At 40.4% G+C, this 26,706-nt stretch carries 28 protein-coding genes; 15 read left to right on the forward strand and 13 right to left on the reverse strand.

The features are described 5' to 3' along the window. The first annotated feature begins 67 nt into the window (after positions 1-67). Genes WKF66_RS14435 through WKF66_RS14450 form a run of 4 tightly spaced genes read left to right on the forward strand, consistent with a single transcriptional unit; the run spans position 68 to position 3,476 of the window. Positions 68-847, forward strand: a complete 780-nt coding sequence (locus WKF66_RS14435) for an MlaE family ABC transporter permease (RefSeq protein WP_489675175.1) — start codon at positions 68-70, stop codon at positions 845-847. A 3-nt stretch (positions 848-850) separates the two neighbouring features. Continuing rightward, positions 851-1,621 (forward strand): ABC transporter ATP-binding protein, encoded by a 771-nt coding sequence (locus WKF66_RS14440; protein ID WP_489675176.1) that lies wholly within the window; start codon positions 851-853, stop codon positions 1,619-1,621. Positions 1,622-1,626: 5 nt separating this feature from the next. Further along, positions 1,627-2,607 (forward strand): MlaD family protein, encoded by a 981-nt coding sequence (locus WKF66_RS14445; RefSeq protein WP_489675177.1) that lies wholly within the window; start codon positions 1,627-1,629, stop codon positions 2,605-2,607. Positions 2,608-2,609: 2 nt separating this feature from the next. Further along, positions 2,610-3,476 (forward strand): aldose 1-epimerase family protein, encoded by an 867-nt coding sequence (locus WKF66_RS14450; protein WP_489675178.1) that lies wholly within the window; start codon positions 2,610-2,612, stop codon positions 3,474-3,476. A gap of 1 nt (position 3,477) precedes the next feature. On the opposite strand, the gene WKF66_RS14455 is transcribed toward WKF66_RS14450, so the two are convergent. Both WKF66_RS14455 and WKF66_RS14460 read right to left on the reverse strand, forming a co-directional pair. Then, the gene (locus WKF66_RS14455) at positions 3,478-4,272 is read right to left on the reverse strand and encodes a DUF4249 domain-containing protein (protein ID WP_489675179.1); all 795 of its coding nucleotides are present in this window, start codon (positions 4,270-4,272) and stop codon (positions 3,478-3,480) included. Positions 4,273-4,276: 4 nt separating this feature from the next. Further along, the gene (locus tag WKF66_RS14460; protein WP_489675561.1) at positions 4,277-6,568 is read right to left on the reverse strand and encodes a TonB-dependent receptor; all 2,292 of its coding nucleotides are present in this window, start codon (positions 6,566-6,568) and stop codon (positions 4,277-4,279) included. A 132-nt stretch (positions 6,569-6,700) separates the two neighbouring features. On the opposite strand from WKF66_RS14460, the gene WKF66_RS14465 reads away from it, so the two are divergent. The 4 genes from WKF66_RS14465 to pdeM are packed head-to-tail and all read left to right on the forward strand — an operon-like array spanning position 6,701 to position 12,509. After that, positions 6,701-7,732: a ligase-associated DNA damage response exonuclease gene (locus WKF66_RS14465; RefSeq protein WP_489675180.1), complete on the forward strand. Its 1,032-nt coding sequence runs from the start codon at positions 6,701-6,703 to the stop codon at positions 7,730-7,732. Next, positions 7,729-9,330 carry an ATP-dependent DNA ligase gene (locus WKF66_RS14470; RefSeq protein WP_489675181.1) on the forward strand — a complete coding sequence of 534 codons (1,602 nt, stop codon included), beginning with the start codon at positions 7,729-7,731 and terminating at the stop codon, positions 9,328-9,330. The genes WKF66_RS14465 and WKF66_RS14470 overlap by 4 nt, the downstream gene beginning before the upstream one ends. Before the next feature lies 1 nt (position 9,331). Continuing rightward, the gene (locus WKF66_RS14475) at positions 9,332-11,872 is read left to right on the forward strand and encodes a ligase-associated DNA damage response DEXH box helicase (protein ID WP_489675182.1); all 2,541 of its coding nucleotides are present in this window, start codon (positions 9,332-9,334) and stop codon (positions 11,870-11,872) included. After that, the gene (gene pdeM, locus WKF66_RS14480; protein ID WP_489675183.1) at positions 11,862-12,509 is read left to right on the forward strand and encodes a ligase-associated DNA damage response endonuclease PdeM; all 648 of its coding nucleotides are present in this window, start codon (positions 11,862-11,864) and stop codon (positions 12,507-12,509) included. Before WKF66_RS14475 ends, pdeM begins: the two co-directional genes overlap by 11 nt. On the opposite strand, the gene WKF66_RS14485 is transcribed toward pdeM, so the two are convergent. Genes WKF66_RS14485 through WKF66_RS14500 form a run of 4 tightly spaced genes read right to left on the reverse strand, consistent with a single transcriptional unit; the run spans position 12,461 to position 15,720 of the window. After that, positions 12,461-13,093: a hypothetical protein gene (locus tag WKF66_RS14485; protein ID WP_489675184.1), complete on the reverse strand. Its 633-nt coding sequence runs from the start codon at positions 13,091-13,093 to the stop codon at positions 12,461-12,463. The two genes, pdeM and WKF66_RS14485, sit on opposite strands and share 49 nt — an antisense overlap. 1 nt (position 13,094) lies before the next feature. After that, positions 13,095-14,363, reverse strand: coding sequence for an adenosylmethionine--8-amino-7-oxononanoate transaminase (gene bioA, locus WKF66_RS14490; protein ID WP_489675185.1), 1,269 nt, complete (start codon positions 14,361-14,363; stop codon positions 13,095-13,097). Beyond that, on the reverse strand, positions 14,360-14,800 hold the full coding sequence (locus tag WKF66_RS14495; protein WP_489675186.1) for an NUDIX domain-containing protein: 441 nt from the start codon (positions 14,798-14,800) through the stop codon (positions 14,360-14,362). Before WKF66_RS14495 ends, bioA begins: the two co-directional genes overlap by 4 nt. Further along, the gene (locus WKF66_RS14500) at positions 14,797-15,720 is read right to left on the reverse strand and encodes a cation diffusion facilitator family transporter (protein WP_489675187.1); all 924 of its coding nucleotides are present in this window, start codon (positions 15,718-15,720) and stop codon (positions 14,797-14,799) included. Before WKF66_RS14500 ends, WKF66_RS14495 begins: the two co-directional genes overlap by 4 nt. Before the next feature lie 189 nt (positions 15,721-15,909). Between WKF66_RS14500 and WKF66_RS14505 the strand changes: the two genes are divergently transcribed. Then, positions 15,910-17,103, forward strand: coding sequence for a pyridoxal phosphate-dependent aminotransferase (locus WKF66_RS14505; protein WP_489675188.1), 1,194 nt, complete (start codon positions 15,910-15,912; stop codon positions 17,101-17,103). 99 nt (positions 17,104-17,202) lie between these two features. On the opposite strand, the gene WKF66_RS14510 is transcribed toward WKF66_RS14505, so the two are convergent. After that, positions 17,203-18,444, reverse strand: a complete 1,242-nt coding sequence (locus WKF66_RS14510; protein ID WP_489675189.1) for an ABC transporter permease — start codon at positions 18,442-18,444, stop codon at positions 17,203-17,205. Positions 18,445-18,601: 157 nt separating this feature from the next. Between WKF66_RS14510 and queA the strand changes: the two genes are divergently transcribed. Further along, a complete protein-coding gene (gene queA / locus WKF66_RS14515) occupies positions 18,602-19,651 on the forward strand; it encodes a tRNA preQ1(34) S-adenosylmethionine ribosyltransferase-isomerase QueA (protein ID WP_489675190.1) in 1,050 nt (349 codons plus the stop codon). Positions 19,652-19,658: 7 nt separating this feature from the next. Continuing rightward, the gene (locus tag WKF66_RS14520) at positions 19,659-20,342 is read left to right on the forward strand and encodes a 2-C-methyl-D-erythritol 4-phosphate cytidylyltransferase (protein ID WP_489675191.1); all 684 of its coding nucleotides are present in this window, start codon (positions 19,659-19,661) and stop codon (positions 20,340-20,342) included. A gap of 24 nt (positions 20,343-20,366) precedes the next feature. Here the strand turns inward: WKF66_RS14520 and WKF66_RS14525 are convergent, their stop codons facing one another. From WKF66_RS14525 to WKF66_RS14550, 6 genes are all read right to left on the reverse strand, one after another. After that, positions 20,367-20,528 carry a lmo0937 family membrane protein gene (locus WKF66_RS14525; protein ID WP_131596424.1) on the reverse strand — a complete coding sequence of 54 codons (162 nt, stop codon included), beginning with the start codon at positions 20,526-20,528 and terminating at the stop codon, positions 20,367-20,369. Positions 20,529-20,660: 132 nt separating this feature from the next. Further along, a complete protein-coding gene (locus tag WKF66_RS14530; protein WP_008240955.1) occupies positions 20,661-20,882 on the reverse strand; it encodes a DUF2795 domain-containing protein in 222 nt (73 codons plus the stop codon). A gap of 84 nt (positions 20,883-20,966) precedes the next feature. After that, entirely contained in the window at positions 20,967-21,515 is a 549-nt protein-coding gene (locus WKF66_RS14535; protein WP_489675192.1) for a cob(I)yrinic acid a,c-diamide adenosyltransferase, read from the reverse strand. Positions 21,516-21,521: 6 nt separating this feature from the next. Further along, positions 21,522-22,280, reverse strand: a complete 759-nt coding sequence (locus WKF66_RS14540; RefSeq protein WP_489675193.1) for an ABC transporter ATP-binding protein — start codon at positions 22,278-22,280, stop codon at positions 21,522-21,524. Positions 22,281-22,351: 71 nt separating this feature from the next. Further along, positions 22,352-22,642 (reverse strand): Asp-tRNA(Asn)/Glu-tRNA(Gln) amidotransferase subunit GatC, encoded by a 291-nt coding sequence (gene gatC, locus WKF66_RS14545; protein ID WP_489675194.1) that lies wholly within the window; start codon positions 22,640-22,642, stop codon positions 22,352-22,354. Next, a complete protein-coding gene (locus WKF66_RS14550) occupies positions 22,639-23,370 on the reverse strand; it encodes a lysophospholipid acyltransferase family protein (RefSeq protein ID WP_489675195.1) in 732 nt (243 codons plus the stop codon). The genes gatC and WKF66_RS14550 overlap by 4 nt, the downstream gene beginning before the upstream one ends. A gap of 65 nt (positions 23,371-23,435) precedes the next feature. Between WKF66_RS14550 and trpS the strand changes: the two genes are divergently transcribed. The 4 genes from trpS (at position 23,436) to WKF66_RS14570 (ending at position 26,382) form a co-directional block, all read left to right on the forward strand. Further along, entirely contained in the window at positions 23,436-24,434 is a 999-nt protein-coding gene (gene trpS / locus WKF66_RS14555) for a tryptophan--tRNA ligase (protein WP_489675196.1), read from the forward strand. Between the two features lie 68 nt (positions 24,435-24,502). Continuing rightward, on the forward strand, positions 24,503-25,117 hold the full coding sequence (locus tag WKF66_RS14560) for a deoxynucleoside kinase (protein WP_489675197.1): 615 nt from the start codon (positions 24,503-24,505) through the stop codon (positions 25,115-25,117). Beyond that, the gene (gene kdsB / locus WKF66_RS14565; RefSeq protein ID WP_489675198.1) at positions 25,118-25,849 is read left to right on the forward strand and encodes a 3-deoxy-manno-octulosonate cytidylyltransferase; all 732 of its coding nucleotides are present in this window, start codon (positions 25,118-25,120) and stop codon (positions 25,847-25,849) included. Then, positions 25,846-26,382, forward strand: a complete 537-nt coding sequence (locus tag WKF66_RS14570) for a hypothetical protein (RefSeq protein WP_489675199.1) — start codon at positions 25,846-25,848, stop codon at positions 26,380-26,382. The genes kdsB and WKF66_RS14570 overlap by 4 nt, the downstream gene beginning before the upstream one ends. Positions 26,383-26,706 lie beyond the last annotated feature (324 nt).

The following is a 26,706-nucleotide window of genomic DNA, read 5'->3' on the forward strand; positions in this document are numbered from 1 at the left end:
GGCGCACAATTTGATCAGCATAAGAAAATAATGAAACACGATATAAAAGCAATTTTGACATTAATATATGGATAGTAATACTGAAGTTCCAGGTAAACTCAGCAGGATGTTGCTTACCTTATATGATGTGTTTCAATTTATTGGGCGTTTTTTCAAGGAAGGATTTTTACCGCCATATGAAGGCAAAGAACTTTTGAAGCAGTGTTATGACATCGGCTATAAATCATTGGCATTAATTTCTTTAACTGGTTTTATAACTGGTGTGGTGTTTACTAAGCAATCAAGACCATCTCTTGCTGAGTTTGGAGCTACTTCCTGGCTACCGTCATTAGTTGGTATCGCATTATTAAGAACCCTCGCTCCCCTTTTAACATCTCTTATTGCTGCAGGAAAGGTAGGGTCTAGCATTGGAGCTGAATTGGGGTCTATGAGAGTTACGGAACAGATTGATGCCATGGAAGTATCGGCAACTAATCCCTTTAAATTCCTAGTGACAACGCGTGTATTGGCGGCAACCATTACTATACCAATTTTAACGTTTTATACGGCTATGGTTGGTATGCTGGGTGCACTTCTCAATGTATCAACAAGTGAAGGTACGAGTGCCAAGGCGTTCTTTCAGTCATCCTTAGAATCAATTACATTTTTAGACATTACTGCTTCGACAGTAAAAGCGATATTATTTGGTTTTACAATTGGAATGGTGGGTTGCTATCAGGGCTACAATTCGTCCAAAGGGACTGAAGGAGTTGGGAAAGCGGCTAATTCCGCTGTTGTTATTGGAATGTTTTTAATATTTATTGAAGAAGTAATATCTGTTCAGTTTTTTGGTCTATTTAGAACTTGATAAATGAGAGAAAAAGCAAAAACTGATAATACAGAAAAAGTTATTCAAATAAAAGGTCTCGTAAAATCTTTTGGAACATATGAGGTTCTAAAGGGAGTTGATCTTGACTTGTTTAAAGGTGAAAATTTAGTTGTTCTTGGCAAGTCAGGAACAGGTAAGTCGGTGCTTATTAAGATTGTTGTAGGCCTGCTAACCCCGGATCAAGGTGAGGTAAGAGTACTCAATCAGGTTGTAGATGAAATATCCTACAAAGAATTACTTGACCTTAGGCTTAAAGTTGGCTTTTCGTTCCAGAACAGTGCGCTGTATGACAGTATGACGATTAGAGAAAACCTGGAGTTTCCCTTAGTAAGGAATCAAAAGCATTTATCCAGAGGCGAGATTGATAAGTCTGTGGAAGAAATGCTGGATGCTGTTGGTTTGTCGCAGACCATTAATCAAATGCCTTCGGAGCTGTCTGGAGGACAGAGAAAAAGGATTGGTATTGCAAGAACACTTATTTTGCGACCTGAGATCATGCTTTATGATGAGCCAACCGCAGGACTGGATCCCATCACCTGCCTTGAAATTAACAACCTAATAAATGAGGTTCAGGAGCGGTTTCATACCAGTTCCATTATTATTACGCACGATCTTACCTGCGCAAAGGCTGTAGGTAATAGAGTTGCGATGTTGCTTGATGGTAAATTCGAACGTCAGGGTACTTTCGAAGAAGTTTTTAACACAAATGATAAGCGGGTTCAACCGTTTTATGATTACAATTTTATACAATAGAAAACATGCAGGCAAAAAATAACCGCCGTGGGATAACAGTTGGAGCTTTTATACTTCTTGGCTTAGTCATATTTGTTGCTGGAGTTTTTACTCTAGGTAGTCAGAAAAAGGCTTTCGTAAAAAGTTTCAGCATTGACGTAGTGTTCAACGACATTCAAGGACTAAAAACTGGGAACAACGTCTGGTTTTCAGGTGTTAAAATCGGTACGATCAAAAAAATCCAGTTTTACGGAACATCACAAGTTCAGGTGTTTTTAAGTATTGAGGAAGAGGCGCACAAGTACATTCATAAAAACGCTACAGCCAGCATAGGTTCTGACGGTTTAATAGGTAGTAAAATTATCGTCATTACTGGTGGAACTCCGACATACCCTTTTGTAGAAGACGGTGACCATTTACAAGTAAATACTACGCTATCTACTGATGATATCATGAAGACCTTCCAGGTAAATAATAAAAACTTGGTAGATGTTACATCTGACTTCAAATTGCTTGCAAGAGGATTAGTGGAAGGTAAAGGTACCGTTGGCTCATTATTAACGGACCAAAAAGTAGCTGATGATTTCAAGTCTATAGTTGCAAATTTGAAAGCGACCACTGCCTCTGCTGACAAAATGGCCAAAGAACTGGATCAATTCACGAAGACACTTAATACTAAAGGTGGTTTGGCGGACAACCTTCTGACTGACACAGCTGTATTTGCGAAACTGCAGCGTTCAGTTGATCAATTACAGAAAACCGCAGGATCAGCAGCGACGCTGACCGATAATTTAAATAAGGCCTCGGCGAAATTAAATCAGACAGATAATGCTATGGGCTTGCTACTTAATGACCAGGAAACTGCGGCTCAGGTTAAGTCTATAATGAAAAATCTAGAAACTAGTAGTAAGAAACTAGATGAGAATCTCGAAGCTTTGCAAAGCAACTTTTTACTACGCGGTTTCTTTAAGAAACGCGCGAAAGAGCAAGCTAAAGATAATCAATAGTTATGATCAGTCTGGAAAACGAATTCATTAAAGCAAGTTTCACTTCGAAAGGTGCTGAACTACAACAACTACTTAACGCAAAAAATGGTGAAAATTACCTATGGAGTGGCAATCCAGATTTCTGGGGTAAGTTTAGTCCGATACTGTTTCCAATCGTTGGTGGACTAAAAGAGAACTCCTACAGCTATAACGGTATCAATTATAATCTAAGCAGGCACGGCTTCGCCAGAGATAATGATTTTACTGTTGAACAACAAACTGCCACTGAGTTGTTATTTGTCCTTTCGGATAATTCAGCTACGCGAGAGGTTTATCCTTTTAATTTTAAGTTAGGAGTTCGTTATACGCTAGGAAACGCTACGCTTAGTTGTCGGTATGAAGTATTAAACACCGATGATAAAGAACTTTTATTTTCAATCGGCGGTCATCCTGCGTTCGCTATAAATACAGCTGCTGGCCTATCGTATTCTGACTACTTTTTTCAATTTAATAAAGACAACGCGATTGAGTATCATGAGATTAAAAACGATCTTATTAGCAATAACACAAATGTTTTGGACTTAAAGGATGGCAGACTTGCACTTCAACATGAACTTTTTTATAATGATGCGCTAGTATTTAAAACACTACAAAGCGACAAGATCACCTTAGGGAACGTTAAGAATAGCAATAGCTTAGAATTTGAGTTTCATGACTTCCCTTACTTTGGAATATGGGCAGCTAAGAATGCTGATTTTGTATGCCTTGAGCCTTGGTGCGGTATAGCAGATGTAGAGGGACATGACCAGGTTTTAGAAAATAAAGAGGGAATAGTAAAGTTGGCCTCAAAGGAATGTTTTTCCAGATCCTGGAGCGTAACCATTGTGTAATCTACATCACTTTGGCTACCCTTTTACTGGAAGTATGAACACTAAATATACCTAAAGCACCATTACTGATGTTCGATGGCGGATTTGCCGGCGCAACAGGTGGCCCCCCTTCTCCCGAATTCTGACCAAAAGCATAATAGTACCGATATACATTTCTATCCACACACTGCAGGTCGAGCTCAATCTCATCTCCAGGTTCCAAATCATTTAACTCATGGTAGATTGTATTGGCTACTTCGTTGCCATCGTTGAAACGGTCTTCGCTCACAAGGTCCTCCACAATCTTGCTTTTTACACTCAATACATATCGGTATTGGTTTTGAACCCCTACAGGGTCTTTGAAATTGGCCACTATGTGGGTTGAATTACTACCAAAGAAGGAAACTTCACGAAAGTTAAGTGAATCAAGTACAACCTTATCAGGCATTGTAGACATTGCTGAATACTTTTTCCCTTCCACTGAGACATCCAACGTATACTGAACACCGGCCCGACCGCGAAATCGTGGACTTTGGTACACACCAGGCGAAATCTCCGAATAATTGATCACACTTCCAGTCTGTGTAGTCACAATAACCCTGGCGCCAGTAACTGCGTTGAACTTGTTGGACTCAGTAAACTGGTAAGTCCGCGAGATTCTTACATATTGATTATCGCTCAGATCACTGATGTCGCCATACACAACTATAACTGGCTCTGAGTCTTTGAATTCTAATTCAATCACCTTTTCACAACCCGCCAAAGGAAGAAGACAAGTCATTGCTATTGTCAGAAATTTTAGTGTCGTACTCTTCATAATTTTAGAACTTAAAATTCCAGGTGACGGAAGGAATGATGCCGAATAGTGTGGTTCTAACAACCTGAGTTTTCGTGGCGTCGTCTGGATCATCTTCAAAATCAATAGCAAATGCATTTTGCCGGTTATAAACATTGTACAATCCAAACGACCAGCTTGATTGTAGCTTTTTACCGGGTTTACCTTCAAGCGTTGCCGAGACGTCCAGGCGGTGGTATGCTGGTGTTCTATAGCCATTCTTTTCGGAGTAATAAAAAGCAGTCCGGCCATTTAACTGATACTTCCCACTTGGGTATGTGACTGCATTTCCTGTGTTATAAACGAACACTGACGAAAAGCTCCAGCGCATGCTTGCCTTAAATATCCCGACTAAAGAAAGATCATGCGTTCTATCTTGCTTGGCATAAAACCAAGATGAATTATTAAGCTGATCAAATTGACGCTCGGTTTTAGATAGGGTATAACCTATCCAGCCATTAAACTTTCCAAATCGCTTCTTTAAAAAAAATTCGATACCGTACGCACGCCCCTTGCCATACAATAGATCTGCTTCAACGTTACTGTTCCCTCGCAAATCAGTTCCTGTACGATACTCAATTTGATTCTGTAACCATTTATAATAAAGTTCCACAGAAAACTCATAAGTGTCATCAAAGAAGTTTCTGAAGTAACCGCCAGCTATTTGGTCGGCTAGTTCTGGTTTCACATTGTTGCTGTTTAAAATGTACAGATCTGTTGGAGACGTAGTCGTGGAGTTTGACATCAGATGTATGTTTTGGACATTCCTTGTATATGCTGCTTTCAAAGACCCTGTGGTGCTCAGCTGATAGCTTAACGACAATCTTGGTTCAAGATAAAGGTAGGTTCTGATAACCTTACCTTTGCTATAAACAAGAGTATCGGTGGCGATACCATCTAAATCGTATGTTTTGAATGTTCCAGGGCCTAGCAAAGAGAATGAGCTTAATCTCAATCCGCCCACCATGTTAAACTTATCACTTATTGTCCATTCGTCGGAGACATATGCCGCAAGTTCTACTCCTCTTCTACTTTCGTTTGTAGTCTGGTTGACACTAGAGTTACCACTAGTAGTTAACTTTCCAGGAGCAATGGTATGGTGGATCGCATTAACCCCAAACTTCAGGCTATTTGTATTGCTGATGCTGTATTCATAGTCTTGCTTTAAATTGAAATCCTTTATGGAAGAGTTGAGCTCAAAGTCATTAACATCGTTCTTATTCTGAATCACGTAATTGTAATTACTATAAATTGCCGAGGTGTTCGAAAACAGCCTGTCTCCATATAAATGGTTCCAACGCATAGTGAAAGTAGCATTTCCCCAATTAAAACCAAAGGACTTGGAGATTCCCAGCTTATCCCGGCCAAAGTAGCCAGACAAGAAAAACGTATTCTTATCATCCAGCTGATAATTGGCTTTGGCGTTTACGTCGTAAAAAAATAATGTATTACTGTTGATAGCACTATCTGGAGAAAGCGACAAAAAAGCGTCTAAGTAGGTACGCCGGGCACTAATCATGAACGATCCCTTATCTTTTACAATTGGTCCCTCTACTTTTAGTCTGGAAGAAATCAGTCCGATCCCTCCTTCCATTTCATAACTTCTGCGGTTACCTTCATTCATTCTTATATCCAGAACTGATGACAAACGGCCACCATATTGTGCAGGCATTCCCCCCTTGTATACGCTCAGATCTTTAATGGCGTCTGAATTAAACGTGGAAAAGAAGCCTAACAAATGAGAGGCATTGTAGACGGGAGCTTCATCCAATAGGATGAGATTTTGATCAGTTGACCCTCCCCTCACATAGAAACCACTGTTACCTTCTCCCGCAGACTTAATACCTGGTAAGAGTTGAAGTGTCTTTAATACATCACGTTCACCAAGCAGTACCGGCACGTTACTAATTTCTCTCACGTTTACCTTTTGTAAGCCCATTTGAGGATTGCTAACATTATCATTACCTCTTGTAGAGGAGATCACAACCTCCGCTAGTTCATTATCGGCTGAAAGACTGAAATTGAGCTTTTCACTTTTGCTAACCTCTACACTTTGAATAAAAGTTTTATAGCCGATAAAGCTGACCGATATGTTATAAGTGCCCGAAGGAATATTAATGGAATAAAAGCCGTAGGAATTAGTGTTAATACCGGTGATTGTTGAACCAGTAAGCTTGACACTAGCTCCAATTAGTGTTTCACCACTGGCCTTATCTGAAACGGTTCCGCTTATTGTAAATCTACTTTGACCGTAACATACGGTAGAACATAAAAGCATTATAGCTACAAGTAGAGTACTTCGCAAGATATTTGGTTTTTTTATGTGTTTTCACAAAAATAGTAAAGAAAAGCATTAGTACATCAAGGTTAAATGTTAAAACTTTGTTACGTGTGCATATGTTACCTAAAAATGAGTTTGATTAAGTTCACTAATAAAGGCATATACTGTGAGCAGGGCGACTTTTATATTGACCCATGGCAGCCAGTCAATCTTGCAGTTACAACTCATGGTCATGCTGATCATGTCAAATGGGGTAATCAGGCCTATCTCTGCCACGAACTAACAAAACCAGTATTGGACCATCGACTTGGAGCCGGTCTTAAAATCGAAACGCTTCCTTATAACAAGCAAATCGATATCAATGGAGTTAAATTAAGTTTATTCCCTGCAGGGCACGTCATCGGGTCCTCGCAAATAAGGCTGGAATACAAAGGCGAGGTGTGCGTCGTTTCCGGGGATTACAAAGTAGAGTATGACGGCATTAGCACAGCCTTTGAACCGGTTAAATGCCACACCTTCGTTTCAGAAAGTACGTTTGGTCTGCCGATTTATAAATGGCAACCGCAGGAAGCTATATTTTCAAAGATTAAACAATGGATTTCGGATAATCATGACAGTAATAAAACAAGCGTTTTGGTTGCATACAGCTTGGGTAAAGCCCAACGGCTAATCAAGGGCTTAGATGGCTATAGTAATATATATGTCCACAATTCAATTGCGAATCTGAATGAGGGTTTCATAAATGCGGGTGTCAATTTGCCGGAAACCATACGGATTACTGCTGATACCAAGAAGGATGAATTGCAAAAGGGAATCGTCATCGTCCCACCTGCGTTAGCCGAAGGCAAGTGGATCAAAAATCTCACCAATGGAGCCACAGGAGTTTGCTCAGGCTGGATGCAGGTACGTGCAAGCAGAAGGTGGCGAAGTGCTGATGCGGGATTTGCCTTAAGCGATCACGCGGACTGGCCCGGACTCTTGTCTGCCATCGAAGCTACAGGAGCAGAAAAGGTATTCGTTACACATGGTTTTACGGCGACCTTCTCGAAATATTTAAATGAGATAGGGATAGCATCGGAGGAAGTTAAAACACAGTATGGCAATGAAGAAGAAGATGAGAAAGTCGAAGATCCAGCTCTTGTAAAGGAGGATTTAGCGTGAGAAGATTTACTGAACTAATCCAGCAGCTGGAGATGAGCAACAAGACAAACGACAAGATTGCGGCCTTAGTCAGTTACTTTAATGAGGCTGATGACCTCGACAAACCGTTTGTAATTGCGATGTTTACAGGTAAAAAGCCACGGCGTCCAGTTAATACGGCACTTATCCGTCAATGGGCCACGGAGCTCAGTGGCATTCCGGATTGGCTATTTGCAGAAAGCTACCATAGTGTGGGCGACTTGAGCGAAACGATTGCACTCGTTTTACCTCCCGCCGAGCATGTTACGAATCGCAAATTACATGAATGGATTAATGACCTGGCCAGCCTTTACAGCGAGAATGAAAGTGAGAAGAAGGCTTTCATTTTAAATGCGTGGAACAGTCTTGACACGCAGGAACGCTTTATCTTCAACAAACTAATATCAGGAAACTTTCGCATAGGCGTATCTAATAAAATGCTTGTGAACGCCTTAGCCAAACAAAGCGATACAGAGGCCAATAAGATTATGCACAGCATCATGGGTAAGTGGGAACCAAGAGAAATTACTTATCAGGATCTTGTTGGCGGTGCACATGTAAACACCGATAGTTCATGGCCCTATCCTTTCTGTCTCGCCTATGCACTGGAAATGGAACCGGCGTCATTGGGACAACCAGCAGAGTGGCAAGCGGAATGGAAGTGGGATGGCATCCGCGGACAAATTGTTAAGAGGAATGGTGAGCTGTTTATATGGTCGCGGGGAGAAGAGCTGGTAACAGCACAGTTTCCGGAACTACATTTCCTCGTGGAGGAGCTTGAGGATGGGACTGTATTAGATGGAGAAATTCTTTCTGTGAAGGATGGCAATGTCCAAGCATTCAGCATTCTACAGCAACGCCTAAATAGAAAGACTATTAATAAATCGCAACTGAACGATGCCCCTATTGGCTTTTATGCGTATGATATTTTGGAATATCAAGGAAACGATTTAAGGGAAGAAACAATGGCCGCTCGTCGTGAAATACTTGAACAGGTCGTAGAGCAGATTGGTGTAAAAGATGTGATTGTCCTTTCACCGATAGTAAAGTTTGACAGCTGGGAGCAACTCGCTGAGATGAGGCAAGGCGCTCGTGAACTAAACAGCGAGGGGCTTATGCTTAAGAAACTAGAGTCATTATATCATGCAGGTCGGAAACGGGGCGATTGGTGGAAATGGAAAATAAATCCATACACTGTGGACACTGTAATGATTTACGCACAAAAAGGTAGCGGAAGACGAGCGAACTTTTTCACCGACTATACTTTCGCAGTTCGGGATGGCGATAAGCTCATCACGATTGCAAAGGCCTATTCGGGTCTTACTGACAAGGAGATTAAAGAAGTGAATTCCTTCGTAGTAAAGAATGCAGTTGAAAAATTCGGTCCTGTCCGTACTGTTAAACCTGAGCTTGTGTTTGAGATTGCCTTTGAAGGTATTGCAGAAAGTAAAAGGCATAAAGCCGGTTTAGCCTTACGATTCCCCAGAATTGCCAGATGGAGAAAAGATAAAAAAGCCGACGAAATAAACACACTGGATGACCTGCGTCAGCTGTTGGCCTCAACCTTAGTAAACTCTTAGCATGGGTATAGAAACCAGCAAAGGATATAAACGGGTCATGAAATGGCTAAAAACAAGTAAGAAAAAGCCCTTTAAATTCCAAACAGACGCCTGGCAATATTATGCGGAGGGTTATAGCGGGTTAGTAAACGCTCCCACAGGCTTTGGAAAAACGTTTTCCTTGTTTCTGGCCGTTGTAATCGATGAGCTTAACGCTGCCGAAGACGCCATTAAAACCACCAAAAGCCCTGCGGTAATAGGCAAAATAAAAACTAAAAAAGCGCCGACTGGATTAAAAATGATTTGGATCACTCCACTCCGATCGCTGGCCAAAGATCTTTCAAGGGCTATGCGCGAGGTTTGCGAGCAGTTAGAGCTGGATTGGCATATCGGCGTAAGAAATGGAGACACTTCTCAAAATGACAAGTTAAAGCAGAAAAAACAGATGCCCGAGGTGTTAATCATTACGCCAGAAAGCATACACTTGCTCCTTGCGCAGAAGAGTACTTTTAATTACTTCGAACACCTCCAATGCATCGTTGCTGATGAATGGCACGAGTTGCTTGGAAGTAAGCGTGGGGTAATGGCAGAACTTGCGATATCCAGGATAAAGGGCCTTTTACACGAGAAACATCCTGAGCGATTGCTAAGAATCTGGGGAATCTCTGCAACAATTGGCAACATTGACCAGGCACTTGATGTTTTGGTGCCTTATCAGGACGTTCTAAAAGTTATCGTTAAAGCGGATATAGAAAAGAAAATAATCATTAAGTCCATATTACCAGACCATATCGATATGCTGCCTTGGGCGGGGCATCTAGGGCATAAATTAGCAGATAAGCTTTTGCCAATTATATATAAAAGCAAAACCACTCTTATATTTACGAATACCCGGGGTCAGGCCGAAATGTGGTACCAGACTTTGCTAGCTAAAGATGAAAATCTGGCTGGACAGCTGGCGATACACCACGGATCTATCGACTATGAACTACGTAATTGGATTGAAGACTCGATTCATACCGGAACTCTAAAAGCTGTTGTTAGCACTTCATCCCTGGATTTGGGCGTAGATTTTAAGCCCGTTGATACTGTAGTTCAAATCGGTTCCCCAAAAGGCGTTGCCCGCTTTTTGCAAAGAGCCGGACGAAGTGGACACTCCCCTTATGAAACTTCAAAAATCTATTTTTTACCTACTCATGCACTTGAGCTTGTAGAAGCAGCTGCAATTAAAGAAGCCGCAAGAACACAAAATATTGAAAGCAGGGATCCCATTGTAATGGCGTTTGACACTCTTATTCAATACCTGGTCACCCTTGCTGTTGGTGATGGATTCGACGAAGAAAAGATCCATAAAGAAGTAAAAGAGACGCATGCATTCCGGGAACTACTTCCGGAAGAATGGGCATGGATCATGCGATTCATTACAACAGGAGGAGAAAGCTTAACCGCTTATAATGAGTTTAGCAAGGTAAGTAAGGTTGACGGATTATGGAAAGTCGAGAGCCGACAAATCGCCATGCGCCATAGACTACACATTGGAACTATACTTAGTGATGCAATGATTAAAGTAAAGTACATATCCGGCGGGTTTGTTGGCATGGTAGAGGAGTCATTTGTCTCCAAGCTAAAAGTTGGGACAAGCTTTACGCTAGCAGGCCGTGTCCTGGAATTTGCTATGATCAAAGACATGATGGTGCTGGTCCGTAAAAGCAAGCAGAAGACTGCAATGAGCCCAAGTTGGATGGGCGGAAGGATGTCCTTAAGTGCTAATCTTGGCGTAATTCTACGGAAGAAATACAATGAGACCCTGGACAAGGAGCACGATGATGAAGAACTTGACTTCATTCTTCCGCTTTTCGAGCGACAAGCGAAGGTTTCACATGTCCCAAAAAGCGATGAATTTTTGATTGAACTAATCAACACTAGAGATGGTTATCATTTCTTTGCATATCCCTTTGAAGGAAGACAGGTTCATGAAATCATGGCATCGCTAATTGCTTACCGGCTCGGTAGAATAACCCCCATCAGTTTCTCGATAGCAATGAACGACTATGGCTTCGAATTGCTTAGTGAAAAACCTATTCCCCTCGACGAAGAAAATATAAAGGGACTTTTTAGCCCTACAAATTTGTCGGATGATATCATTGCAAGTATCAATGCGACTGAAATGGCTCGTAGAAAGTTTCGGGATATCGCTTGCATTTCGGGACTTGTGTTTCAAGGATATCCTGGAAAATATGTAGCTAACAAACACCTGCAATCTTCAGCGGCTTTATTTTTTAACGTTTTTAGTGATTATGATAAACATAACTTATTATTGCGTCAGGCTTACGACGAGGCGTTTTATCAACAGATAGAAGAACCAAGGCTAGCGGCTGCCTTACGCCGTATACAGGAAAGTAAGATAATTATAGTGAAGGCTGAAAGTTACACCCCATTGTGCTTTCCTATAAAGGTGGACAGTTTACGTGATAACATGAGTTCTGAAGAATTAAGCCAAAGAATTGAGAGAATGACTGCAGAAGCAGAAAAGAAAAGCGTGAGGAAGAAGAATGTTCGTTAATTGCCGTGAAGAGAGGTTGTACCTGAGTAAAGAAAGAGCAATCTATTGGGAAAGAGAGAGGATGCTAATTATTAGCGATTTGCACGTTGGGAAGTCTGCTCATTTTAGAAAATCAGGCATTCAAGTACCTGACACAGTTGGTAAAACTGATCTTGATAAACTAACTGCACTAATTATTGAATTCAAGCCTGTAACGTTACTTGTTACCGGAGACATGTTTCATAATAAGATTAATAGTGATGCAGAAGCTTTCTCTGAATGGCGACTCAGTCATGCTGAGCTAAAAGTTGTGTTAATAAAAGGAAATCATGATGAACTGAAACCGCAGGACTATGTAGGTTTGGATATTCAAGTGCATCAAAAGGAATTACTTTTACATCCTTTTAGGTTTATACACGATAAACCTAAAGTTTTTGATGAGTACTTTAACATTTGTGGTCACATCCACCCCGGCGTAGTTATTTATGGTCGGGCCCGTCAGCAGCTCAAATTCCCTTGCTTTTACTTTAACGAGACTTGTGGTATACTACCCGCTTTTAGTGTATTCACGGGTCTTTTTATATTGAAGCCTGAAAACGGAGATCGTTTTTATGCAATCACACCTGAAAAAGTGGTCGCTATCGCAGTTCCCAATTGATTAATCCAATGATGAAACATTTCCTCTTCAATCTTTACAACAATCCCGGCATGGTGCTCCCAATCTGGCGAGAACGTTTTTAGCTGGTTCAACATCTCTTCAAGATGTCCCTCCTCCTCTAGAATAATTGATTTAACAGTTACCCGGCTACCAGCCCGAGTCAACACTTCTTGATAAACCGGATACAGTTCATCTGCCCTTACTTCAATTGCATAGGTAACAAAAAGGTATGCTGCAAATTTTAAATCGAAACCAGACAATTTAAACTCTTGCTTTAGGTACCTACAGACGGCAATATCCAAGGCATTCAAATAAAAGCGTGTATGGTTTGGTGTGAGCAATTCATGGCTCTTGTATGTCTTGCATAAACCGCCTTCAAGCTTTTCAAGCTGTTTTTTGAGATAGTAGGCATGCCGATGTTCTTCTGCTGCGTGCTTCAAAATAATCAAACTTACATCTTCTTTATGTTCAGAAGCTGAAATCTTTTTCGCACCGGCATTTTCCATATAAGATAAGGTATTCAGCCATTTAGCATGTAGTTCATTGTCCTTTATAATAGCTTCTAAGATAAGTGTCAGTGTCATATTATAAGTCGTTTAAAGCTTGATGAATTGCCCCATAAATATATTCGAGATCTTGATCACTGATCACGTATGGTGGCAATATGTATATAATGTTGCCTAAGGGACGTAAAATGATTCCTCGGTCAAGGAAGTACGAATATAGCTTGTCTCTTAGCTCGCTTAAATAAGAAGTGTTGCCTCCGGTTTGCCATTCCATTGCCAAAATAGTTCCCGTTTGTCTAACATCTTTAAGTTTAGGATGCTCAGCAATGCTCTTTGCAAATAAGCTGTGTTTAGTGCTGATTCTTTGAATGTTCTCCATCGTTGCAGGATCCAGCAATATATCAAGACTTGCCAGAGAGGCAGCGATTGAAACGGGATTTGCAGTGAACGAGTGGCCGTGATAGAGCGTTTTTAGTTTGTCATCACTCAGAAAGGCCTCAAATATCTTCTTGTTACACGTCGTTACTCCAAGTGGCATAGTACCACCGGTTAGTCCCTTGGAAAGACAAAAAATATCGGGAGCATTGCTAAGTGCTTCGCAAGAGAATAACGTTCCAGTTCGTCCGAAACCAGTCATTACCTCATCTGCAATGGTTAAAATGCCATGTCTCTTACAGATACTTAAGAGCTGATCCAGATGTTCCGCTTCGTACATTAACATCCCTCCAGCACCAAGAACACGCGGCTCAAATATAAAGCAGGCGACTTCATTAGAAAGGTAGTTAATTTTTGACTTCAGCTGCTCGATATTCTGAGCGGTAGGCAGGTCTATAAATTCTACGTCGAAAAGTAAGGACTTAAAAGGATCGGTGAAGATGCTTCTGCTACTTACCGACATGGCACCAAAAGTATCGCCGTGATAAGCTTCCTTAAAAGCGATAATCTTAGTTCTCGGGGTAGCCGTAGTATTAACCCAAAACTGCAGACACATTTTAATGGCAACTTCAACAGCGGTTGAACCGTTATCACTATAAAATATCTTTTCTTGCTTACCTGGCAGCAATGGAAGTAATCGTTCAGCAAGAACAACAGCAGGTTCATGTGTAAATCCTGCAAAAATCACATGCTCAAGTACTCTTAACTGCTCTGCTACTTTTTCCGCTATATAAGGATGCGCATGTCCGTGGATGTTAACCCACCAGCTAGAAACCGCGTCTATATATTTTTTACCTGTTTCGTCAAAGAGGTACACGCCATCCCCTCTTACTATTGGAATGTTAGGCAGCGCCGCACTAATTTGCGTGTACGGATGCCAAATTACTTCCTTATCTCTTTCGGCTAATGTCATAAATCTACCTGTTTCAATAAAAGCTCAACTACAGTTTTGTCAGTTTTGAAAGTTACGTCTTCCGTCGTTAAAGCAGATAAATTCACCCACCTAAAAGACTGAAGCGAATCCTTGTCGAAATCGAATGCACTCGTCTTAAAACTTAAAATTAATGGTTTTAACTCTTTCACTAAATAATATATACTCAAAATCTGACTGTCATTGAACGACGATTGCTCATAGAAATCTGTCGTATAAAAATGACTTATTACTTCGATCTCCGCATTGCATTCTTCGATGAATTCTCTTTTAAGTGCATCAACCAGACCCTCTCCAAGTTCAAGTCCGCCGCCCGGAAACTTACTAAAAGTTCTGCCTCCCGATTGCTCGTCGGAGATCAGCACCTGATTGTGAGGGTTGATAAGAACACCATAAACTCTTACATTAAAATAACTCATTGGTCAAAGTGTTTCTGGTTCTTAGTTGCATTATTGATAGTCCATTCAATCTCTTGATGGAATGGATGCGCTCTGACCGGGCACTTTTGCATTTTGCAGTAATTACAGCAATCTGGTAAGCAGGGGTCAGTATGTATAAAGAGTTCTGTTTTGTGTGAAGCCTCAACATTTACGATCGCATCCAGATCAGAAATTTCCTGATGCACCAACTTAAGATCAAAATAATAAGGCATTGTGACGTGACAATCAATGTGTAGATCAGCACCGTACTGCTGTGCTCTCAGGTTATGGACATCGATCCACGGATCGCGCCGATTGGCTTGTAAAATTGAGATGATATCTTTTACAAGCACTGTATTACTTTCGTCCATCAATCCTCCAACTGATTTTCTGGTTAGTAAGTATCCATTATAAATGATATAAAGACCTAATAGTATTGAAATTATGCTGTCTAACCAAAGTATCTGGGTTAACTGGATTAGAATTATACCGACTACTAGCCCGGCACTCGTTATTGCATCTGTTAATAAATGTTTACCATCTGCCTCTAGTGTAATAGATCGATGTTTTTTCCCGGTGTTCACTAAATAATAACCAATCAGAAGATTAACTACCCCTGTGCCACCGATTATTAAAGCGCCCTCTAATAGCTGAAATATGGGTTTAGGAAAGACCAGGTCATAACTGGATTTAAGAATGATTAAGATTCCGGCGATACTGATTAACGTACCCTCCAGAAACGCAGAAAAGAATTCCACTTTACCATGGCCATATGGATGATTGGTATCCTTAGGTAAGGTTGCGAGGTATATACTATAAAAAGCGAAACTACTTGCTAGAACATTCACAATGCTCTCTAAAGCATCAGTAAGTATAGCGTTAGAATGTGTAATGAAGTACGCAACAAATTTTGCCAGCATGAGCAGTATGCTTACGCACAGTGCCAGAAGTATTGCTTTCTTTTTAGGTTGCAAGTTTGGGATGTTTAATGGCCAAAAATACGCTATACGATCCGAATTACGTTAAAAAGTATTTTTTTTAGTTCATAATTCCGTGAGGTTCATATATTTGCGTTCGCACAAAATTAAATTTGCTGAGCATTACATACTATGACATTTTTATCTAAAAGAATTAATAACCTATCTGAGTCGCAGACCATTAAAATGGCTAAGTTAGGGAGAGAGCTGTCCGCAAAAGGGATAGACGTTATCAACCTTAGTTTTGGTGAACCTGACTTTTTTACACCTGAATTCGTAAAGGAAGCAGCTAAAACAGCGATCGACGAAAACTTCTCTTATTACACACCTGTTTCTGGGTATCCAGACCTTAGAAAGTCTGTCGCCGACAAGCTTTCAAGAGAAAATGGTTTATCTTATACGTTCGATCAGATCGTCGTTTCTACTGGGGCAAAACAATCTTTGGCTAATGCCGTGATGTGTCTAGTCGACCCGGGAGATGAAGTAATTGTTCCAACCCCGTACTGGGTTTCTTATTCTGAAATGATTAAATTAGCAGAAGGCGAATCAGTGTTCATCAACGCAACAGTTGAAAATAATTTTAAGATTACCGGGTCGGAATTAGAGGCAGCAATTAGCCCTAAAACTAAGTTGTTTATGTTCTCTTCTCCATGCAACCCTACAGGGTCTGTTTACACCAGGGAAGAGCTTGCCGATTTAGTTGCGGTATTTGAAAAGTATCCGAATATTTATATTATTTCAGACGAGATTTATGAACACATCAATTTCGTAGGCAAACACACTTCAATCGCAGAGTTTAATTCAATAAAAGATAGAGTTATTCTGATTAACGGTTTCTCTAAATCCTATGCGATGACTGGATGGAGAGTAGGTTACATGGCTGCAAATAAGGAAATTGCAAATGCTTGCGATAAGTTGCAAGGCCAGATTACATCTGGCACTTCGTCCATCGCTCAGCGCGCAGCTTTAGCCGCTTATCAAGGTGGGTTAGAGACCGTCAACGAAATGGTTGCAGAATTTAAGAAACGTAGAGACCTTGTTTATGCCCTACTAACTGAAATCCCGGGAGTGAAGGTTAACCTTCCTGATGGAGCATTTTATTTCTTTCCTGAAGTAAAATCTTTTTTTGGTACTCGCATTGGTGATCTGGAAATTAATTCCGCAGAAGATCTCTCTTTATATCTTTTAAATGAAGCACACGTGTCCACCGTTACCGGCGAAGCTTTCGGTAATGAAGATTGTATAAGAATTTCTTATGCAGCTTCTGAAGAGCAACTTCGTAAAGCTGTTTCAAGAATTAAAGAGGCTTTGGCTAAACTTAGCTAATTAACACAATATATTAAACCAAGGCCGGTTCGCATTGATGTGAACCGGCCTTGTTGTGATTGTCTGTGGTTTTAAGTGAAGTGATGTAACGCTGCCTTTTTAAGATCTTATGGCTTCAACCGGATCTAGTCTTGATGCCGAAAAAGCCGGCCAAAAACCTGAGATCGTTCCGATAGCAACGGAAATACCTACTCCAAGAACGACGTTCTTAAAGAACAATATCATCTCAAACCCTGCTGCAGTTATCCCTAAAGTCAGCAGATACACTAACAACAGTCCCAACGCCCCGCCCATTAGGCACAAGGCGACTGCTTCAAATAAGAACTGCAAGAGTATAAAATAGTTTTTAGCACCCAGCGATTTCTGTATTCCGATAATGTTAGTTCTCTCCTTTACCGATACAAACATGATATTGGCAATACCAAATCCGCCGACTAATATAGAAAAGCCACCAATTATCCATCCAGCTATATCTACAGCACCAAACATCTGATCAAGTTGATTTGAAGCAATTGTACTTTTATTAAGGGCAAAGTCCTCTTCAGCGCCTGGTTTGATTCTTCTGATAGAACGCATCGCTCCCCTGATTTCGCTTTCTATCTCGTCAAGGTCTATGTGTTCATAACCCCTCACCGTGATTGTCGGATCATATCGTTCGCTTTCCACATCCATGATTCCTTTTGCGAAATTTAGATTCATCACGATATTTTTATCTTGAGACATCCCCATCATGTCCTCACCTTCTTTCTTAAAAACGCCCACAACCGTAAGCTTACGGCCCATTACCGTAATCGATTTGCCAATTGGATCATTGCCGTCGAACAATCCTTCGGCGACTTCCGCTCCAAGCAAGACTACTGGAGAACCAGCTTTGCCTTCATTCTCGGTAAAATACCTTCCATCTTGAAAATCAAGAGTCCAGGTCTTATTAAAATCCTGTGAGGCAGCCCTTATACCTACCCCTTCTACGGAGCTACTTCTATATTTAACTGTTCTTGAGTTCGCTGAGATTTCATACGAAACACCCTGGGCATATTCCAACCGATCTTTAAGCATATCGTAATCCCTTAGAGACGGTTCTGGACGATTAACATACTTCCACCACGGATAATCGCCGAACCCACCCCAAGGCCACTTTTGTACGAAAACAGTCTTCGATCCAAGTTTATCTACGCTTTCCTGAAGCTTACTTCTAAGTGTATCAACGGCTGAAAACACAAAGATAATCGTGAATATACCGATGGTAATCCCAAGCAGAGAAAGTATCGTGCGTGTTTTGTTTTGGCGGAGGGCATCAGCTGCAAACCGAAAACTTTCGCCTATTAGTCGGAAAATTATCATAATTGAAGGTTAGACCAAAAGTAATTAAAAAGGTTACAGCAGTGGTGTATATATTGGAAAAGATACATCGTTTAGTTAGAACTAACCATGCTAATTTATTTATAAAAAAGAAAATTATAATTCGTAAATTTGCGCCCTTAATTATCACATCGAAAATATGAAGTTATCTCAATTTAAGTTTAATTTACCAGAGTCTCTGGTCGCCAATACTCCCTCTGAGCAACGAGATGAAGCTCGTTTAATGGTTTTACATAAGGATAGCGGCAAAATTGAACACAAAATATTTAAGGACGTTTTAGGTTATTTTGACGACAAAGATGTGATGATCCTTAATAACACAAAAGTTTTTCCTGCCCGTCTTTACGGAAATAAGGAGAAAACTGGTGCAACTATCGAAGTATTCTTACTGCGTGAGTTGAACAAAGAACTTCGCTTATGGGACGTGCTAGTTGATCCGGCTCGTAAAATACGGGTGGGAAATAAACTTTATTTTGGCGACGACGACTTGTTAGTTGCTGAAGTCGTAGACAATACCACTTCCCGTGGTCGCACAATCCGTTTCCTATTTGATGGTACGGATGAAGAATTTAGAAAAAATATCGAAATACTCGGAGAAACTCCCCTTCCGAAATACATTAAACGCAAAGCAACTGCTCAGGACAAAGAGCGTTATCAAACTATTTTTGCTAAGCACGAAGGTGCTGTGGCCGCTCCGACTGCTGGCTTACACTTCAGCAGAGAGTTGATGAAGCGCCTGGAGTTAAAAGGTGTTAATTTTGCGGAGGTTACTTTGCATGTTGGTCTTGGAACATTCAGATCTGTCGAAGTTGAAGATCTTACTAAGCACAAGATGGATTCTGAACAGTACATTATTGAGCAAAAATCTGCTGATGTAGTAAACACAGCAATTGAAGAAAAAAGAAAGGTATGTGCCGTAGGTACTACCTCTATGCGTGCAATTGAATCTGCAGTTTCTTCTAACGGTAGATTGAAATCAGCGAATGACTGGACGAGCAAGTTTATCTTTCCTCCATACGAATTTAGTATCGCCAACTCTATGATTACCAATTTTCATACTCCAGAGTCAACCTTACTAATGATGGTTAGCGCATTTGGCGGCTACGATTATGTTAGAAATGCCTATGAAGTCGCGTTGAAAGAGAAGTACCGCTTCTACAGTTACGGCGATGCCATGTTGATAATCTAGTTCTTTTATGAACTATTATGCGGTGATTGTTGCCGGAGGTACAGGGAATAGAATGAAGAATTCTATTCCTAAACAATTTCTATTGTTAAATGGCCGTCCGGTAATGATGTATGCCATAGAAGTTTTTTATACGTGCCCTCAGCATCCAAAGATTATAGTAGTACTCCATGAGGACGTCCGTGAATATTGGCTTAGTCTCTGCAAGCAATATAATTTCACAATTCCACACCTTTTAGTCAACAGTGGTCCACAGCGTTTTCACTCAGTGAAAAATGGTCTTGCGGAAATTCAGGGTGATGGTATAGTTGCGATTCACGATGCTGCACGACCATTGGTATCCGAAGAAGTTGTTTGCAAATCTTTTGATTTCGCATTAGAAAATGGAAATTGTGTTGTTGGCATTACACCTGTTGATTCTGTGAGAACCTTTTATCCAAAAGGGAATTCGACAGCATTAAAGAGAGACGAGCTAAGACTTGTACAGACACCACAGACTTTTCAAGTGGATGAACTAAAGGAAGCCTACAAAGTGGAATATAACATCGATTTTACGGATGATGCTTCTGTGATGGAGGCATACGGTGTAGCTATCAATGTTACTGAAGGTAACCGCGAAAATATTAAGATTACATACCCCGAAGATCTGGATATTGCAACAATATTTTTGAAAAGAAAGCGCCCTATGTTCTAGGGCGCTTTCTTTATCTAAATGTGATTAGGCTGCCCTATTTATTACTTTCAATATTATAGCTATCACAGCGATAACCAATAGAATGTGAATTAGACCACCAACATTTGGTCCGAAGCCTTGAAAGAAAAAGCCAATTACCCATAGTATAACTAAGACAACGGCAACTAGATACAGTAGATTTCCCATAACGTTTTTTTTTTAGATTTCTGTTTTTTAAAGATTTTCCGGAAGCACACACTCCCATGACAATTCACAAACAATCATCGTTCCAAAAATAAGAAAGGCCACACCTAAATGCAGCCTTTATATCAATTATGACTAGTATTCGTCTTCGTTAAAGAAGAAGTCGTCCTTAGTTGGGTAGTCCGGCCAGATCTCCTCGATCGTCTCGTAGGGCTCACCATCATCCTCAAGTGCCTGAAGATTTTCAATCACCTCTACAGGTGCTCCCGATCTGATACCGTAATCAATCAATTCGTCTTTAGTTGCAGGCCATGGAGCGTCTTCCAAATGCGATGCGAGTTCTAGTGTCCAATACATATTTTGTTACCTAATTTATTTTAAATTAATGTCCGCAAAAGTATACTAAAATTACTGAGCGAAACAAACTTATTTTTCAACGTTTTATTGTCGTGGATTCCAGATGTTTTCTGGTGTTCCTTCATCAAGATTAAGCTTTCTTGCCAAAACAAATAAATAATCACTTAAACGGTTTAAGTAAACCGTCATTTTTTCGTCAACATGTGATTCCTGGCCTAAGTGTACAACTAAGCGCTCAGCTTTTCTACAAATACATCTTGCTAAATGGCAGTAGGAAACAATTGTATTTCCGCCAGGCAGAATAAAATGCTTTAATTCTGGCAGCTCAGCACCCATCTGATCCATCAGGTCCTCTAAGAACTTAATGTCCAATTCGTAAAGGTCAGGGATTTTCATGGTTGACTTCTCGGGATCAGAGGCAAGATAAGCTCCCACAGTAAAAAGTCTGTCTTGTATTTCTTTTAAATGCTCCTGGTAAAGCGGTAAGATGTTCTGACACGCTATAAGTCCAATATAGGAATTCAGCTCGTCTACCGTTCCGTAGCACTCTATCCTTAAGTCCGATTTTGGAACACGTGTTCCGCCAATCAATGAGGTTAAGCCCTTGTCACCAGTCTTAGTGTATATTTTCATGAAGTACTATTCAATTTTCTCAAAATCACCGCCTCTCTTCTCCAGATTGGATAGTCGTGGTGAAACCGTTTTAATATCGGTATTTAGATAATCTTTCTCAATTAAACCATCACGCATTCTAACGATCCGGTGTGCATGTTGAGCGATATCTTCCTCGTGAGTTACTAAAATGATTGTGTTTCCTTTACTATGAATTTCTTCCAGAAGTCCCATAATTTCAATTGACGTCTTGGTATCAAGGTTACCGGTCGGTTCATCGGCAAGTATAATAGAAGGATTATTTATTAATGCTCTTGCAACTGCAACCCTTTGACGCTGTCCACCAGACAACTCATTCGGCTTGTGGGTAACCCGATTACCAAGCCCTACGTTTTCCAAAGCTTTCTGAGATCGGGCGTCACGGTCCTTTTTATTCACGCCAGCATAAATTAAAGGCAACGCTACATTATCTAGAGAAGTGGATCGTGGCAGCAAATTGAAGGTCTGGAAGACGAAACCTATCTCTTTATTTCTTACTTCTGCAAGTTGATCATCGCTCATCTGGCTAACATTAATCCCGTTCAGAATATAATCCCCTTTACTTGGCGTATCCAGGCAACCTAGTATATTCATCAAAGTCGACTTTCCAGATCCGGACGGTCCCATTAACGCAACAAACTCGCCTTTAGAAATATCCAGGGATACCGACTTTAACGCATGAATTACTTCTGCCCCAATTACGTATTTACGGCCTATATCTCTAATATTTATTAATGCTTTATCCATTGCGGTTTTTTTCTTTAGACCTCTTTAAGGGTCGATATGTTACAATTAGTAGGAATAAAATGAGGCTACCTCTATTTCTCGATGATCTTTGGAACTAAAAAAAAGCGGTCGTTATGAATTGCTGCATTTTGTAGTCCTTCTTGTACCGTGATCTCCTGCTTTATCACATCCTCCCGCCACACGTTCTCATCAGTATTCATATAGATCAAGGGCTCAACTCCATTCGTATCAAGCTCATTTAGCTTTTCCATGAATGTTAAGATTTTATTCATATCTGTGATTAGTTCTTCGACATCGTTTTCATGAATGTCGATTCTGGCAAGGTTTGCAACTTTGGTAATGGTCTGCTTGTCTATAATCATTCTGAGATTTTAGTATTTATCATTTCAAAGATACGGTCTTTCAGCACATCTGAATCTTCAATATTTAGTTCTGCAGTTGATATCGGCTTGTGTATATAAATGTGACAAAGCCCGGGACGTGTCCCATACTTCGAGCCATCATCCCACATTTTCTTCCACACATCCTGGAGACTCACTGCAACGATAGAGATATTCTTTTCAATGGCAAGCCGAAAGGGACCATTTTTGAACGATTGCAAAACAGGTGGATAATGATCCTCATCAATCTTACCTTCCGGAAAAATGATCAAACTCATTCCTTTGTCAAGATTTTCACCCACTTTCTTAAAGGCCCTGAAAGAAGACATTTTGCTGTCACGGTTGACAGGAACGTCAATCGTGTTAAAAAACAATTTCAATACGGGATTATTTAAGAGTTCTTCCTTGCCCAGGAAATGAAATCTCCCCTTACCAATAATGCACAAAATCATAATGTCCAGATTAGAACTGTGATTGGCACAAAAGATATAAGCCTGATTGGTATCTAACTCGGTTTCATATTCAAACTTGTAAAATACGCCTATAAATAGACTGCATACCTTACTATGTAACTGCCGGGAACGGTTCAGTAAATTGTAATATCTTTCATTCCTTGAAAAGAGGTAATAAATGGGATAGAATAGAATGGAAAAGCTCAATATTACTAATATGGTGTAGAACCAATGGGCCTTCCTGAAAAACTTTATCATGAATCCAATATTACAAAATTGAAATTATAACCCGTCAACTTATCGTTTTTTATTAATTTCGACCCATGAAAGAAACTGTAGTTAGCGGAATCCGTCCGACAGGTCAATTGCATCTTGGTAATTATTTCGGTGCGGTAACAAACTTTGTTAAGATGCAATACGACTACAATTGTTTCTTTTTTATTGCAGATCTGCATTCTTTAACAACGCACCCAACCCCTCAAGACTTACATGGATATGTGAGACATGTATTGGTAGAATACCTTGCCTGTGGGATTGATCCAGAACAGAGCACAATTTATGTTCAGTCAGATGTACCCGAAGTCACTGAGCTTTATTTGTATTTAAACATGAATGCCTATTTGGGTGAACTAGAAAGAAGTACATCGTTTAAAGATAAGATCAGATCTCAGCCTGATAATGTAAATGCTGGACTGCTCACTTATCCGGCGTTAATGGCTGCCGATATCCTTCTACATAAGGCGGTTAAAGTTCCGGTTGGAAAAGATCAGGAACAGCACCTTGAGATGACCCGCACTTTCGGAAATCGATTCAATCGTTTATACCAATCTGAATACTTCCCTGAGCCTTTTGCCTTTAATTATTCAGAAAAGCTGGTTAAAGTTCCCGGACTGGATGGCAAAGGAAAGATGAGTAAATCTGAGGGCGATGCCAGTTGTATCTATCTGGCCGACACGCCAGAGGTCATCCGTAAAAAAGTGTCAAGGGCAGTTACCGATGCTGGTCCAACTGAAGAAAACCAATCGAAGCCCGAAGCTGTTCAGAACTTATTTGACTTGATGAAGATTGTTTCTTCCGAAGATACTCTTGCTCACTTTGAAAGCTTGTATAATGGAATGACCATTAGATACGGCGATTTCAAAAAGCAGTTGGCAGAGGACATGATTGTATTTAATGCACCGATCCGGGAACGGATTGAGGCTTTATCTGGAGACAACATTTACCTGGCTAAAGTTGCCAAGCTAGGTGCTGAAAAGGCACGCGAGAGTGCGCAAAAAACAATGAAGGAAGTTAGGACGCTTATTGGATTCAAATCCTTTTAGGTATTGACAAGAATAAACTACCGTAATACCTGTACATTACACAGGTAACTAGGGTCAAAAAAACAAATATGCACATAGCAATCGTTGGCAATATAGGCGCAGGAAAAACCACTTTAACAGGTTTACTTGCTAAACATTATAACTCAGAAGCCCTTTACGAGGCGGTCGAAAACAATCCCTATTTAGAAGACTTTTACAGCGACATGAAACGTTGGAGCTTTAATCTTCAGATCTATTTTTTAAATAGCAGGTTTCAGCAAATTGTTGATATTCAGAACTTTAACAGGAATGTAATTCAGGATCGTACAATTTATGAAGACGCCCATATTTTCGCTGATAATCTTCACGAGATGGGTTTAATGACCTCCAGGGACCATCAGAATTACAAAGCGATCTTTGCAAACATCACCTCTTTTATCAAGCCGCCAGACCTGTTGGTTTACCTTAGAGCATCGGTTCCCACCCTGGTTAACAACATTCAACGACGCGGAAGGGAGTATGAGGCAAGTATTAGAATCGATTACTTGTCGAAACTTAATGAAAAATATGAAGCATGGATCAAGGATTACCAACTTGGAAAATTGCTTATTTTAGATAAAGATAAGCTTGACTTTACCAACTCCCCAGAGGATCTTGGGATAATTATCCAAGCAATTGACGCAGAGATAAACGGACTTTTTTAGATGAACATACTCGGTATCATACCCGCAAGATTCGCTTCAACAAGATTTCCAGGAAAGCCGCTGGCACAAATCCAGGGCAAGAGTATGATACAGCGTGTATTTGAGCAGGCAAGCTTATCCACTTTGCTGTCTGAAGTGGTTGTCGCCACTGATGATAATCGCATTGCCGATGAGGTGAGCCGCTTTGGCGGAAGGTTCGTGATGACAGCAGGCACGCACATTAGCGGGACAGACAGATGTGCAGAAGTGATCAAAACACTTACCGGTTATGATGCTGTGATAAATATTCAGGGTGACGAGCCCTACATTGATCCCTTACAGATCGATTTACTATCGTCCTGCTTTGAAGATCATACTGTCCAACTGGCAACGTTGATTAAAAGAATCGATAATCAGGAAGACCTGTTTAATGAAAGTATACCGAAAGTGATTTTGAACGATCGGCAGGAAGCAATATATTTCAGCAGACAGACAATTCCATTTATAAGAAATGCTATAAAAGGCCAGTGGCTTAAAGAAGGTGTGTTCTATAAACATATAGGTATTTACGGCTACACTGTCAGAGCACTGCAAGACATTACCGAGCTAAAACCCTCAAGTCTGGAACTTGCTGAAAGTCTTGAACAACTTCGTTGGATCGAAGCGGGATATCGAATTAAGACACGGCTTACGACAATTGAAACATTAGCAATTGATACGCCTGAAGATCTACTTAAAATAAACGCCCTATGAAGATAATGCGATTTGTATTACTGATACCACTTCTGCTCATGCTCGGCTGTAACCAGGGAGGAAAAGGACCAGTGGAAATCTCGGGGACAAAACGCCAGGTCTTAAAGAATTTCAGTGATAGCTTGCTTGCCGATACATTTACAGTGATGGTAATTGGCTCCACTTTGGACAGTCAGATGGTAGACTTCAGAATACATAATTCAAAAGGCAGAGAAATATATCATGTCGATATCCCATCCTCAAGCTTATTAAAAAACTACGATGCGACAATTGACTTAAAAAAGAAGAAAAATCAGGCTGCGTTTCTTCAGTCCGAAATCGATCGTTTCTTTGATGAAGAGAACTTCCTCGAACCGGCGATTACCGAGTCAGAAACTCCTGACAAGAATGTTCCAGACCTGCTATTCTACCAGGAGTTGAAACAAAGCGGTCTTAATGGCTTTATATACCGCCTTGGCAAGGAAGATAAAATCTATATTGGATGGTCAGCCAAAGAAAGTAAGGCTAAAGCTTACTATAACTGTTGTAAATAGTTTCAGCAGGCTTTTATAACGAAGCAAAATATTTTTAAATAAAATTATGAGAATCATATTCTTTGTTATATATTTAACCATTAATCACCTGCTAAGAAGTTAATACTATAAGTTACCAGCATATTCTAACCAAATATATTTTAAAAATTGCCCGGTTCATCCGGGCTTTTTTTTGTCCTATATTTTCTGGAATGCAGTGAGCTTAGTTAAAGCTGTAGATGGAGTAAATGATAAGTTTTTCAGCCTTAACCGCTTACATCCTAGCCGCAAAATCTATATTAATTCCAAAAAACTGCATTTATTTACTAGCTTTGTATCCCGTAC

The sequence above is a fragment of the Pedobacter sp. genome (assembly GCF_037719805.1).
GTDB lineage: Bacteria > Bacteroidota > Bacteroidia > Sphingobacteriales > Sphingobacteriaceae > Pedobacter.